The sequence below is a fragment of the Fodinibius sp. GM108 genome (genome assembly GCF_058386985.1).
This window is the reverse complement of record NZ_JBYEIR010000005.1, coordinates 313,858-327,961: the sequence shown is the minus strand read 5'-3', so window position 1 is coordinate 327,961 and position 14,104 is coordinate 313,858. Positions and strand designations below refer to the sequence as shown.

The 14,104-nt window shown below is 43.1% G+C and carries 11 protein-coding genes; 4 read left to right on the top strand and 7 right to left on the bottom strand.

The annotated features are described in order from the left end of the window. Nucleotides 1-6 precede the first annotated feature (6 nt). The 7 genes from ACT3ID_RS11570 to ACT3ID_RS11540 all read right to left on the bottom strand — a co-directional run bounded on the left by ACT3ID_RS11570 (nucleotide 7) and on the right by ACT3ID_RS11540 (nucleotide 8,787). The gene (locus ACT3ID_RS11570) at nucleotides 7-1,254 is read right to left on the bottom strand and encodes a BamA/TamA family outer membrane protein (RefSeq protein ID WP_491542194.1); all 1,248 of its coding nucleotides are present in this window, start codon (nucleotides 1,252-1,254) and stop codon (nucleotides 7-9) included. Continuing rightward, nucleotides 1,230-1,685 (bottom strand): NUDIX hydrolase, encoded by a 456-nt coding sequence (locus tag ACT3ID_RS11565; protein WP_491542193.1) that lies wholly within the window; start codon nucleotides 1,683-1,685, stop codon nucleotides 1,230-1,232. The genes ACT3ID_RS11570 and ACT3ID_RS11565 overlap by 25 nt, the downstream gene beginning before the upstream one ends. Nucleotides 1,686-1,689: 4 nt before the next feature. After that, nucleotides 1,690-2,637, bottom strand: coding sequence for a UDP-glucuronic acid decarboxylase family protein (locus ACT3ID_RS11560; protein ID WP_491542192.1), 948 nt, complete (start codon nucleotides 2,635-2,637; stop codon nucleotides 1,690-1,692). Next, the gene (locus ACT3ID_RS11555; RefSeq protein ID WP_491542191.1) at nucleotides 2,627-3,961 is read right to left on the bottom strand and encodes a UDP-glucose dehydrogenase family protein; all 1,335 of its coding nucleotides are present in this window, start codon (nucleotides 3,959-3,961) and stop codon (nucleotides 2,627-2,629) included. Before ACT3ID_RS11555 ends, ACT3ID_RS11560 begins: the two co-directional genes overlap by 11 nt. A 3-nt stretch (nucleotides 3,962-3,964) precedes the next feature. After that, nucleotides 3,965-4,435: a transcription elongation factor GreA gene (gene greA, locus ACT3ID_RS11550; protein WP_491542190.1), complete on the bottom strand. Its 471-nt coding sequence runs from the start codon at nucleotides 4,433-4,435 to the stop codon at nucleotides 3,965-3,967. A 271-nt stretch (nucleotides 4,436-4,706) separates the two neighbouring features. Further along, the gene (locus tag ACT3ID_RS11545; protein WP_491542189.1) at nucleotides 4,707-7,334 is read right to left on the bottom strand and encodes a M14 family metallopeptidase; all 2,628 of its coding nucleotides are present in this window, start codon (nucleotides 7,332-7,334) and stop codon (nucleotides 4,707-4,709) included. A gap of 241 nt (nucleotides 7,335-7,575) precedes the next feature. Next, nucleotides 7,576-8,787: a cation:proton antiporter domain-containing protein gene (locus tag ACT3ID_RS11540; protein WP_491542188.1), complete on the bottom strand. Its 1,212-nt coding sequence runs from the start codon at nucleotides 8,785-8,787 to the stop codon at nucleotides 7,576-7,578. Nucleotides 8,788-9,034: 247 nt separating this feature from the next. Between ACT3ID_RS11540 and ACT3ID_RS11535 the strand changes: the two genes are divergently transcribed. From ACT3ID_RS11535 to efp, 4 genes are all read left to right on the top strand, one after another. After that, the gene (locus ACT3ID_RS11535) at nucleotides 9,035-9,568 is read left to right on the top strand and encodes a TrmH family RNA methyltransferase (RefSeq protein WP_491542187.1); all 534 of its coding nucleotides are present in this window, start codon (nucleotides 9,035-9,037) and stop codon (nucleotides 9,566-9,568) included. 221 nt (nucleotides 9,569-9,789) lie between these two features. Beyond that, entirely contained in the window at nucleotides 9,790-11,817 is a 2,028-nt protein-coding gene (gene metG / locus ACT3ID_RS11530; RefSeq protein ID WP_491542186.1) for a methionine--tRNA ligase, read from the top strand. A gap of 294 nt (nucleotides 11,818-12,111) precedes the next feature. Then, nucleotides 12,112-13,461 carry a sodium-dependent transporter gene (locus ACT3ID_RS11525; RefSeq protein WP_491542185.1) on the top strand — a complete coding sequence of 450 codons (1,350 nt, stop codon included), beginning with the start codon at nucleotides 12,112-12,114 and terminating at the stop codon, nucleotides 13,459-13,461. Between the two features lie 67 nt (nucleotides 13,462-13,528). Further along, on the top strand, nucleotides 13,529-14,104 hold the full coding sequence (gene efp / locus ACT3ID_RS11520; protein WP_491542184.1) for an elongation factor P: 576 nt from the start codon (nucleotides 13,529-13,531) through the stop codon (nucleotides 14,102-14,104).

The window sequence follows — 14,104 nt, the reverse complement described above, 5'->3', positions numbered from 1 at the left end:
TGTTGTTTAGAGCGAAATAATGGCACCTACGCCAATAATATTACGAAATTTGAAAGAACTTTCTGTACGCGGATCAGATAGCCATAGTGGCATATCATAGCGGATAAAAATCCCGCGGGATTGACCGAGATAGTCGGGTATATTTATAGAAAATAGAAATCCGGGCCCCGCATCAGAAAGCACCCTATCTTCTTCAAATGAAGTAATTCCCAAAGATGTTCCTGCATCAAAAAACAAGTATGAGCGAAGACTTAAAAATTCACCCAGTATTGGGATATTATGCATTGCCTGATCCAATGGATTGGGATAATCCAGCTCCAGGTTTATGGATGATAAAGAAGTATAAAGGGGGGCTGCACCAACATTCAGTGTTTGAATAACTTGTTTGTTATAGCCTCTCAATCCAGGCCCACCGGTGACTTGAATATTTCCAATCTCCATCCAACCCGGTGGAATGGTCCCCCTTGCCCTGGTAAGACCATTATCCATCCAGAATCGGGCGGATTTCAAACTATGCATGAAAAGATATTCCGGAGCTGTTTCTTCAGTAGCAAAACCGGAATAAAAACGAGCATAGAGACTAAAACTTTCTGATAGTTCAATACGCTGGCGAAATGAGAACTCACTACGGATAAATGTGGAGGCATTTCCGGCTATATTTCCATCAGCAGAAAAAGAAAATACATAACGGCCGAGGCGTCCTTCATCGGTGTGGTCAAGATCAGCTGATAACATATACAGCCATTGATTCTGCCACAGCTGTGTATACAGCAGGTACTTATCTTCAAAACGATCTTCAGTTCGAAATCCAACTGATAGCTCAGTATAATTCAGCTCGTCAAAACCTGGTTGCCACCTCTTATTAAACGAAATCCCGTGATCTTGAAACCCTGTACGGTACGAAGTTTCGAATGATATATTTGCTTCACTGGCAAAATTCGTCAAAGAGGGAATTGGCTCGGTAAATCGCAGATAATATGAAAAGGGATTTGTGGGGAATTTTGTACCCAGCCAAACGCCGGCATTCAGTCGGTGCGGACCATCGCCAAATGTTCCCGGTACTTGTCCACGCACCCGTACTCCTGCCCTCACACCATCAACGCTGTTATACCAGAGATCCGGGGCCGGTAACACTTCATACGAGCCGCCATTTGTTTGGGCTGCTGGCTGTTTCGGATTGATCATAACCAAAAACAATACTGTGGCCAACAGTGAAAAGAAATAAGTTATTACTTGAGATCTTTGATTATCCACTCTTCCAAAAGATTATTTCCCTTTATCATTTTTACCAGCAACTTCATAAGGCGGCGCTGCTCTGGCCACGCAATATAATCATCAATTTCTTCTGCAGAAATCCACTTATGTTCCGAATGCTCATGATTAAGCGTTATATCAGCATCAGATGGAAGTTCTGCGCCAAAAGCTGGTATCTGATGAATTGTATCTGTTTGGTGATCGTAAAATTGATTAACCGAAGGAATGCTCCAAAACAGTAACGGCATCAAACCGGTTTCTTCTTCTAATTCACGCAGTGCCGTGATGTAAAGCTTTTCGTTCTCTTCGGCTTTTCCACCAATCATGCGCCACTGATTGGGATATTTTACATCCGCGGATCGTTTTAAAATTAAAAGTGAAAGTTCATTTTCTTTTTTTCGATACGGATAAACATCAACCAGGCGGGACATAAAATCAGCTGTTCAGTACTTTTTCCCTGAAATAGTCGAGTGTCTTTTTAAGCCCCTCTTTACGGTCATACTTTGGCTGCCAGTTTAATACTTCTTTTGCTTTATTGATATCCGGCTGACGTACCTGAGGATCGTCTTTGGGCAGTTCTTCAAAGACAATTTCGCTGTCGGAATCGGTCAGCTCGATAATTTCTTTGGCAAATTCCAGGATTGTAATTTCCTCGGGATTCCCAATATTTATGGGCTCCACGTAATCGGATTGCGACAGCCGCCACACACCCTCGACCAGGTCGTCCACATACATGAAAGAGCGGGTTTGTGATCCATCCCCATAAACCGTAAGCGGATTACCGTTGAGAGCCTGCCGCATAAATGTCGGCAGAGCACGGCCGTCATGTAGACGCATACGGGATCCGTAGGTATTGAAGATGCGTACAATGCGTGTTTCTACCCCATGGAAACGATGGTAAGCCATTGTCAGCGCCTCGGCAAAGCGTTTCGCCTCATCATACACACCGCGGTCGCCAATAGGATTAACATTACCCCAATAATTTTCAGCCTGTGGATGTACTTTGGGGTCACCATAAACCTCGCTGGTAGATGCCAGCAGCAGCTTTGCATCTTTGGCCTTCGCTAAACCCAGTGCCTTATGTGTACCCAACGAGCCTACTTTCAGCGTCTGGATTGGCATCTGCAAATAATCGATGGGCGATGCCGGAGATGCAAAATGGAGAATCAGATCCAGTTCACCACCCACATGAATATAGTTGGTAACATCGTGCTTTATAAACTCAAAATTATCGTTACCGATCAGGTGAGCGATGTTATCAGCATTACCGGTGATCAGGTTATCCATACAGATAACCTGATATCCTTCTTCGAGATATCGATCACAAAGATGCGACCCAAGAAAGCCTGCACCACCAGTAATAAGTACCCGTTTAGTCGACATTGATTGAAGGTCTTCCTACGCTGATGTATGTAATTCCCGCCTTTCGGGCACGTTCAAGATCATAGAGATTCCGTCCGTCAAAAATGATCGGATGCTCCATATGATCGGCTAGATTATCAACTGTCGGCCGGCGAAATTCATTCCACTCGGTGCAGATAATCAGCGCATCAATCCCGTTAAGCGCTTCTTTTTGGTTACTTACAAACGTCGTATTATCTAATACCTGTTGAGTAGTAGCTTCTTTAAACGTTTCAATCGCTTCCGGATCGTAAGCCAGCAGCTTGGCACCCTGCCTGGTAAGCTCATCAGCGATGTAAAGGGCTGGAGCTTCGCGGATATCGTCGGTCTCCGGCTTAAATGACAGACCCCACATGCCGAATGTCTTGCCGGAAAAATCTTTGGTACCGTAAAACTTTTCCATCTTGCGTACGATGGACATTTTCTGATACTCATTCACTTTCATGACCGAATCTACAATTTTAAAGTCATAGCCGTTTTCCCCGGCGGTGTGGTGAATAGCCTGCACATCTTTAGGAAAACAGCTGCCGCCGTAACCGATACCGGCAAACAGAAAGCGCTTGCCAATGCGGGAGTCCGTTCCGATGCCACGGCGAATATTATCAACGTTGGCACCAACCCGCTCGCAGATATTGGCCATTTCATTCATAAAAGTGATCTTGGTGGCCAGCATAGCGTTGGCGGCATACTTGGTAAGCTCTGAGCTGCGGCGGTCCATCACAATAATAGGGTTGCCAGACCGAACAAACGGTTCGTATAGCGTTGTCATGATCTCGGCAGCACGGTCGCTGTCTGTGCCAATTACCACACGCTCAGGATACTGGAAATCATCGACAGCAGCCCCTTCGCGCAGGAATTCGGGATTGGAAACCACATCAAACAGTTCCCGGTCCACATTTTCAGCAATAGCTTCCTCTACGCGATCACCAGTTCCAACAGGCACAGTAGATTTATTAACAATGACAGTATAATCTTCAATGAGAGGGCCTATTTCGGAAGCAACTTGCATAACAGCAGAAAGATCAGCTTGCCCGTCGCCACCCGGAGGCGTAGGTAAACATAAGAAAACAATATCGGCCTGCCCGATAACATCCTCAATTTTGGTTGTAAAATGGAGACGACCCTCACGCTGGCTGCGTGAAAATATTGTTTCCAGCCCTGGTTCGTAAATGGGGATCTCTCCGGCCTTTAATTGTGATACTTTGTCTTCGTCAATATCTACACATGTAACGTCGTTCCCGGAGTCGGCGAAACAAGTACCAGATACTAATCCCACATACCCCGTGCCAATAACTGCTATATTCATTTATTACCGTTCAATTTTTTTGATTTCTAGTTCTAATGTTCCTGCAGGCACATCCACTTCCACCACTTCTCCCGGCTCTGATCCGAGGAGGGCTTGTCCGATCGGAGATTCAACCGAAATTTTTCCTTCTTTAAAATCGGCTTCATCCTTGGATACCAAGATATATTGAACCTCTTTATTGACGGTATGATTGTAGATTGTTAATTTGGAGAGCAGATATGCCTTATCTGTATTGATATCCTCTTCATCTAAAATTCGCGCATTGGCCAGGGCATTTTCGAGTTCGGCGATTCGTTTTTCAAGCATTCCCTGGGCTTCTTTAGCTGCATCATATTCAGCATTTTCACTTAAATCACCCTTCGCCCGGGCTTCAGCAATTTCTTCCGCAATTTCTCTCCTGCCCCGAGTTTTCAAATCTTGCAATTCTTCTTCTAACTCTTCATAACCTTCACGTGACAAATAATTCTTTTCCACGACATTCAGGGATTTAATTCAAAATCTATTTTCAAGCTTAAAAAATAAATGTCAGCTTTCAGCTGACACATACTCCACATTTAAGCGCCTTAAAATACCATGATTAAACTTGTGTTGCCAAATTATAAACGGATAATTTTTCTTAACTGATATTCTTTATCAAGTGAATATTAAATAAACCTATTGAAAGAATTCAGCAGTTTAATAGAAAGCCTGGCAGGCTATCCACCTGACAGGCTTCTACTTTAAAGTAAAGATTTCAGCCTAATCTTTACATATCATGCAGCAGCATAACAGCATTTTGCATCATCCGTGCCGGACCTACCCAAAACATACGATATTGTGTGTTATCGAGTAGAAATACCACCTTTCCGGATCCCATATTCTGGACTCCGGCAAAAGCATTACCCGCGGCATGTTCCTTATTTTTCTGGGAAGCATAGCCGGCAGCCATCACCGACTCCGGATCCTTATCATAATATCCGACTACCTGCCAATCGGTAGATGGTAACAGTGCCTCGTCACTGAACTTCAGTGAATACAACCGGTCAGAAAGACCGAAAGCCAATGGATTTGTGGTGTCGATATGTCCTTTAAAAGCAGATCCCGGAATACGCTTTAGCCCTGCCGAATCTTCAAGCGCAGCGTATGGAGTGTAGGCAGCAGGCTCGACCGTTTGCCCGTTCTCCTCTTCTTTCTTGGCATCCTCATCTTCAACAAGTTCTACTGATGTAAAACCAGACTGATCTTTAGCCATAAACTCTGCTGCGTCTTCAGTTGCTACCAGCGTTCCTCCCTGCTGAACCCAGTTCTCGAGCCGATCAAGCGTTGTGGAATCCAGTACGGAAGAGTAACCGCCCCATGCACCGGGCAGCACCAGTACGTCGTACTCATTAAGATCCAATGATGAGAGGCGATCACTGCGGATTCTGTTAATGCCGAATTCGGTCCACTGGTCAAATAAGAACCAGATCTGTCCTGCCGTATAAGAGCTAAACGGACTATCCACCATCAGTCCAACTTGTGGTTTATCTACCGGCTCACTGTCACGTGAGGCAAGATCAATCCCAGAATCCATTCGACCGGTTTCAAATCCTTTAATAATAACTTTAGCCTCTTCGGCAATACGCTGCATATCATCCGCAATTTGATCACGTTTTTCGTAATTACGCCCGATCAACACAATTAAACTACCCTCACCATATTCTTCGCCATTATAAGTGAAAGGCTCCTTGGCAACACGAACGCGGTAGCCAGCCTCCCACAGTTTGGCCAAAGCATTGGGCGTATACCGCTGATTTCCTTCTATCACGTAGGCGTACTGTGCCCCACTGTTTTCTACTCCAGCTGCATATTGGGGCGACTCATTTACACTTGTGGAAGATACATCTACCTGGTCTTCTGACCAGGCAGCATCCAGATTGTACGACATCGGAGCCGACCATGTAGCCATATCGTACATCACCGAGTCATCAATAGCGAGCTGACGTTTCATTATAGTATTTATGAATACATGCCGCGGCTGATCGGTGTTGATGATAAAACTGCCTTCCTCAAAAGAGCGGCTGCTTGCTTCTCCATCCCAATAGCTGTAGGCATTACTGAGATTGAAGCTTTCATTTGCCCGATCGATCTCCACTCCGTGTTGTAACAAAATATCAATCAGTTCATAGGTATAGTCATTTCCGTTATCAGGCAGAATAAAAGCTTCAGCATCGCCTTTCCGCGCCTGCTCAGTAAACGAATTTTCAAAGTAACTAAGTAACGGTTCTCGATTTTCGATAGAAGTACGGACCGTAGCTATCGAGTTGGTATAGTGATCAAAAATTCGCTGGCGAAGCGTTAACTTATAGCCTTCTTCAGTCTCCACGGAACGTCCACCGCGACTGTGTCCGCCCTGCTCGGCCAGCATACCGATAGCTCCCATGATACTGGGATAGGAAGAGCCGTATCCGGGATAGAAGAAATCAAACGCCTCACGAGTGGCATAGTTAATGTTATGCTTATCAAACTCCTCAATTACACCCCGTCCGAACTCATCAGCCCATTTATTGTAATCATCCGGAAGTTCGTGATTGTAGGGAGTAGTTCCCGGCATCGTAAAATAGTTGCTGTTGAATCCTTGTTCGTGCATGTCAAGATGTACCTGTGGCATCCACTGTTGGTATGCCGCCACTCTTCCCTGTGATTCAGGATGCACCAACCATGTCCAATCTCGATTTAAATCAAACCAGTAATGATTTGTACGTCCCCCGGGCCATATTTCATCGTGTTCCAGGTCATCGGGATTGGAATTAAGAATACTGTTGCGTGAGGATTTATACCAAAATACATAGCGATCACGTCCGTCGGGGTTTATCATCGGATCAATTATGGTAACAGCCTCATCTCTCATTCGCTGCGTTTCTGCATCCGTACCAGCTACCAGCCGGTAAGCTGTCTGCATTGCGGCTTCACTGCTTGAAGCCTCATTGCCATGAACATTATAACTTAGCCAAACAGTAATCGGTTGTTCATTTTTCTGTACTGCTCCTGCCCTGTTCGGATCTGTCAGCTGCAAATTATTTTCGCGGATCTCGTCAATATTATTCATGTTGCTATCCGAACTTACAACCGCATAATACAGACCACGTCCCTCATACGTTTCGCCGTATTTTTTGAGCGTCAGCAGATCGGAAGCCTCATCCAAATATTTGAAATATCCCACTACATCCGAATGGAGTGTAAACTCGGACCCCAGTTCATATCCCAGGTATTCAGCGGGAGAAGATATTTCCGAATTATAACTTATATCCGGATCAAACTGGAAACGCTCATGTTGAGCATATAATACATTGACACCAATCAGCAAAAAAGCAATAAAAATAGCGCAAAAACGACGGTAATGTAGATCTATCATGGCTTCTATTCTTGAATTAAAATGAATGTGCATCGGTAATGGCTAGCATTGTACAAAAAGTGAAAGTAAAATTTAGTTAAAACTTTGCTGTAGATGGGGTATTTAAAGCAGCTCACTGCCAATCTTGCTTAAAGCTGTTCACGAAGAGGTGAAGAGACGATCTTCAAATCCACAGGTCTGTCACAGCTTACACAATTTTTCTCTTACAGTAGCCTGAACTGTGGGTGCAAACGCTTCCCCATTAATTACTACCCTTATTTTTATAATACCATCTCTCAAACGGAAGGCTTGTTAATCCATGAATCAAAGTAGATGCGAAAACGATCAGGCTGGGAATAATCCACGCTTCATCAAGAGAGGTTTTCTCATGTGCAAGAATAGCATAGTATAACGCTGCCACTCCTATAGGTCCGAACCATCCTAAAATCAAACCATCATACATATTTTTGAATTGAGGCATAACAGGTTTTAAAACCAGCAGCGCAGGAATCCTTCTGAATAACAGGATAAGCAATACAATCCACAGGGCATTCCATCCCAGAGAGAACCATTCTTGCCAGGGAAGCATTAATCCGAAAATGAAAAATACGGGAATGGTAAATATCCGTTCCATCGTCTCCTGAACCCTTTCTTCCTGAATATCTTCGTTTTCAGAGATATGGTTGGAATAGGCAATCCCCCCGATAAAGACGCCGATAATCCCATTCATTTGCAGAGAGTTCAATCCGGAAAGAAGTAGAAAAGCCAAGCCTAAAGAAAATGATAAAACTGATTTGGTATTCATCATTTCCTTTTTGTGAGCTTTGTTCATAGTGATGCCTGCCAAATAACCAACAAAATATGCAAGAGCACCGCATAAAACTGTTTCATATAAAACAGTTTCTATGATCCACCTTTGTGAAGAAAAATCGGGCGTACTGACCAAAAACAGTGAAAGCAATACAATCGGATAAGCCAATCCATCATTTATTCCGGATTCAAAAGAGAGCGTGTCTCTGATAGAAGCCGGTAAATATTTCTGGGCTTTTTCTCCCGTAACAATGGTAGAGGCAACGACCGGGTCAGTGGGAGTAATAATGGCCCCCAGCAGCAGGCTTTCAGTAAAGGAAAAATGGCCAAAAATCAGATATAGAATACCGGCACTGGCTAACCACATCAGCACCATACCGCCAAGAATAATATTGGTTTGGGTAGTGATATTATCTGTGTAAAAGTGCCGGGGTATTCTAAGAGCAGTAGCCATTAAGGCCATCGCAATAGTAAGCTCGGCAGCTAAATCTAGAACTGCAAAACTATGGGTGATATCTGATTGGATAACATTTAGCAGAGCCGGCCCCAACACAATCCCGGCAATCATTGCCAACAGAGGTTCTGTAAGGAATATATTTTGCAATGGCCTTACCACGGCACCCAGTAAGACTACAAGCAGGCTTACAAAAAATATGGTAATCATTAAATCCATACTCATTTCAAATATGAGGCGAGAAAAATTGTTTCACTCCAGAAGTTATTTTCTTAGTAGAAAGAATCTTAATGATTCATTAGCGGCTTTCCGATCCGGTATTCTCTTTATTGATAAAGGACATTTGGTTGGTTTTATACCCTGGTCACTCAATCACCGTTTCTTATCCTGAAAATGTAAATCTATTACTTAATCCATATCTTCAACAGCATTCATATTTAACAGACCAATGGGATTTATGTCCAAACTTAGTACGAAAGAAATTCTTCAGAAAAATTTAGAGCGAACCACGCCTGGAAAGCTTGGAAAGGTTAAGATCTTGCTGCATAATGTACGCAGTATGCATAATGTCGGGGCTGCTTTTCGCAGTTCTGACGCTTTTGGAATTGATGAAATACTCATTTCCGGTTTTACACCTCATCCCCCGCGCCCTGAAATTTCCAAAACAGCTATCGGTGCTGAAAAACATGTGGAATGGCAAAAGTTGGATGATGATAGTATTGAATCCGATCTAATGCACTTAAAAGATTCCGGATATCGATTCATTGCCCTGGAACAGACTACAGACAGCGTTTTATTACCTGATTATAATCTGCCTAATGAGCAAAATATATGCCTGATCTTTGGCAATGAAGTCACCGGTGTTGATGAAGAACTTTTGCATTTTGTTGATGACTTTGTGGAAATACCGCAATACGGACATAAACATTCTCTCAATGTTTCGGTTACGGTAGGTGTGGCTCTGTACGCCTTTTTGGTGAAGTATTGGTAAAACTATTGAACACGGATGGAATATGATTAAGGTGTTGACCGCTGATGATTTTTAGAAATAGAATTGTGCAGTAAGCAGTAAAAGAAGATATACTTTATAAATCTGCGGTTCCTTGTTCGGTATTCGATATTTCATCTCCATATTTCTCCCAAAGCTTTTGTTATTTTAAAGCCGATACACTTATTTTCGAGCTCTGAAAATCAAACACGAAATTATTATCCATGTCCAAACGCACACTTGTTACTTCTGCACTGCCCTATGCTAACGGTCCCATACACCTGGGACACCTTGCCGGCGCTTATCTGCCTGCCGATTTATATGTCCGCTATAAGAGATTAACCGATGAAGATATTATTCATATTTGCGGGTCGGATGAGCATGGGGTACCGATCACTATTGCCGCTGAAAAAGAGGGCAAAAGTCCACAGGATATCGTTGATAAATTCCACGAGCAGAATAAGCAGATTTTTAAAGATTTTGGGATCGAGTTCGATTATTACGGACGTACGAGCTCGCAGGTGCATCATCAAACTTCACAGCAGTTTTTTACAAAACTGTACGAGGATGGAGTCTTTGTTCAAAAAACAGAAGAGCAGCTTTATGATCCCAAAGCAGAGATGTTTCTGCCCGACCGCTATGTAAGAGGCACTTGTCCAAAGTGTGGATACGAAGAGGCGTACGGAGACCAGTGTGAAAACTGCGGTACCTCCCTCTCTCCCACCGAACTAATCGATCCCAAAAGTGCGATCACCGGTGATACTCCGGAAACCAGGGAAACCAAACACTGGTACCTGCCACTTGGTGATTTTCAGGAAAAACTTGAGCAGTGGATCGACACGCGCGAAAACTGGAAACCGAATGTAGCAGGTCAAGTAAAAAGCTGGCTAGATGATGGACTCGCAGACCGGGCAGTGACAAGAGATCTTACCTGGGGCGTGCCTGTTCCTCTCGAAGAAGCCGAAGGAAAAGTGCTTTACGTCTGGTTTGATGCGCCTATCGGATATATTTCTGCTACCAAAGAATGGGCGGAAGAACAAGGAGATCCTGATCGATGGAAAACCTACTGGCAGGATGAAGAAACGGATCTCATCCATTTTATAGGTAAAGACAATATCGTCTTTCACTGCATAATGTTTCCCGCTACGCTGATGGCCCACGGAGATTATGTGCTTCCGAAAAATGTGCCGGCCAATGAGTTTTTAAATCTGGAAGGAAAGAAACTTTCGACATCACGAGGTTGGGCTGTTTGGCTTGATGAATATCTTGATGATTATGACCCCGATCTATTGCGATATGTACTGGGGACGATCTTACCTGAAACAAAAGATTCCGATTTCTCCTGGGAAGATTTCCAAAATAAAGTTAACAGTGAACTGGCTGATATTCTCGGTAATTTTGTTTACCGCACTACTTCATTTACGGAAAACTATTTCAACGGGATTGTGCCGGAGCTGACAAATCCAACAGAAAAAGATCAGCAGGCGTTAGCTGCAATTGAAGAACAAAAGCAGAAAGTCAGCGAGGCCTATGAAACCTTTAAGCTGCGTCAGGCTATTGCTGAAACCATGAATCTGGCTCGTATCGGCAATAAGTATTTTACCGAGATGGAGCCCTGGAGAACCAGAAAAGAAGATCGCGAAATCTGTGGCAATACTTTACATGTTTGTCTGCAAATCACTGCTGCACTGAGTGTTCTCTTTGATCCTATCTTGCCAAATAAGATGGAAGTACTAAGAAAAGAGCTTAATCTGTCTGAGATTCCTAGTTGGAAGGATATTTCGAAAGATCTGCTGGAAACCGGCTCCAAAATAAATAAAGGAGCTATTCTATTTGATAAAATCGAGGATGAAGAGGTCGAAAAGCAGTTACAGAAGCTTAGAGAACGAGCCGAAGAACAATCCGAAGAGACAAATTATGAGCCATTAAAAGAAGAAATTGAATTTGATGATTTTATGAAGATTGATATCCGGGCCGGTAAAATTATTGAGGCCTCGGCTATTGAAAAGGCTGACAAGCTGCTTAAGCTTACCGTTGATATCGGATTCGAAAAACGCACAATGGTCTCGGGTATCGCCAATGATTTTGATCCGGATGATATTGTTGGTCAAAGGGTTTGTGTGGTGGCCAACCTGGCTCCCAAAAAGCTGATGGGAGTAGAAAGTAATGGGATGATTTTGATGGCTGAAGAAGAGGATGGCTCGCTCAAATTTGTAGAAACGGATGCCGAACCCGGCAGTGTAGTAAATTGATTAAGCTCACCACTAAGGCACCTGGAGTACTAAGGATTTATATATAGTGGCTACATAAAACCTTATGTGTTAGCAAATGACTATAAAATTTTTCCTTAATTCTGAGCTAAATGCTGCGTTTTTCTACATATTCTAAATATTCTTAGTGTACTTAGTGCTTAAGTGGTTATCCACTTAACATCTTTTCAAAAATTCTATTTGTAAGTGATCTTCTTGCGTTACATTTTAAGGCAAAATTAATTTTACGCAGTATCAAGCATTTCAAGCAGAAAACAGAAAAAAGTATTGGCTCAAATGGATACGACAACACGGGGTAGTTGGAATTCAAAGTTAGGATTCATACTAGCAGCGGCCGGATCGGCGGTGGGACTTGGAAATATCTGGGGATTTCCAACACAAGTAGCATCCAACGGTGGAGCTGCATTTTTATTTATCTACCTCATCTGCGCCTTTGCCATCGGTTTCCCGGTAATGGTTGCAGAAATAACCATGGGCCGTAAAACCGGTCGCAATCCCGTGGGGGCCTTTAAAGCACTTGGCGATAACAAATTCATGTACTCTGCTATCGGTGTTTGGGGTATTATATGCGGTATCATGATTTTGGCTTTCTATACCGTAATTGCAGGATGGACAGTCAGCTATTTCTTTGAAGAAATCTTTTTTTACCTGCAGATGCACGAATGGGCTACCTGGATCTCTGATACCAGTAACGGACCTATAAATGCTGTATTTGCCATCCTCTTCATGGGAGCAACAATTTCAATTATCCTGGGCGGCGTCAGTGACGGTATCGAACGGGCTACCAAATTTATGATGCCACTACTGCTGGTCATCCTGATTATAATGATCGGTTATGTCATCTTTCAGCCCGGCGCAGAAGTGGGACTCCGGGAATATCTGGTTCCCGACTTTTCAAAAGTTTCGGCAGGACTCATTTTTTCTGCTATGGGACAGGCCTTTTTCTCACTCTCCCTTGGTATGGGGGCTCTGATCACCTATGGCTCTTATCTCAGCAAAAAAGAAAACATACCGGAAGCTGCAGCTTACGTAACACTGACTGACGCTTTTATTGCTTTTCTTGCCGGTCTACTGATTATTCCTACTATGTATATGGCGCAGGCTCAGGGAGTAGCCATATTTGATGAAAGTGGTAATCTGCTGGCAAGTGCAGCTTTAATCTTTCAGGTTTTACCCGAGCTGTTTCATGAAATGGGCGGCTTAATGGGACTTATTTTTGGTGGCAGCTTCTTCTTTTTGCTTAGTATTGCTGCTCTTACCTCAACGATATCTCTGCTCGAAGTTCCGGTATCATATGCTATCGACGAACATGGGATAAGCCGTAAAAAAGCTGCTCAATATATCGGTGGTGGAATCTTGATTATCTCTCTCTTCATTTCTTTCGACACCTCGCTCATCGATCTCTTTGTTGTAATATTTAATGAAGTGGGACTCCCACTAGGTGGATTTCTGATTTGTATTTTCCTCGGCTATTACTGGAAAACTGAAAATGCCTTAAAAGAGATGCAGGAAGGGTACCCCACTGTCATGACTAGCATATTCGCTAAAGTATGGCCGGTGTTTATTAAAGTTATCGCTCCGCTTGCAATCCTCTATAACTTATTGTCAGGACTTGGTATACTTTAGTGCTTGTTATCCTTCATCCGAGATGGTATTTTTGTGGCACTAAATTTGAAGATTATTAACACCATTTATGGCTAAAGTTTCTACCTCTAATTTTCGAACTGGAATGGTAATTGAGCTTGATAATGATTTATATTCAATTGTTGAATACCATCATGTAAAGCCCGGGAAAGGCGGGGCATTTCTTCGCACAAAACTGAAGGGTGTTGTCAATGATAAAACAATCGAAAAGAAATTCAGATCGGGTGAAGATGTTGAAGAAGTTCGCGTAGAGCATCAACCTTATCAGTTTTTATATAAAGACGGGAATCTATATTATTTCATGCATCAGGAAACATACAATCAAATTCCCGTGGAAGAAGATCGCGTAAATAAGTCCGAATTTTTAGCGGAAGGACAAGTTTGTACCCTGGTTAAAGATGTAGATAATGATCAGGTACTTTACGCTCATCCACCTGATCATATAACTGTTAAAGTAGCGGATACCCGCCCGGGCATTAAAGGTGATACTGCACAGGGTGGCAGTAAACCTGCTACGCTCGAATCAGGGGCAACAATACAAGTGCCGCTTTTTATTAATGAGGGTGAAGAAATAAAGGTTGATACCCGCACCTCAGAATACATTGAACGAGTAACATCAAATTAA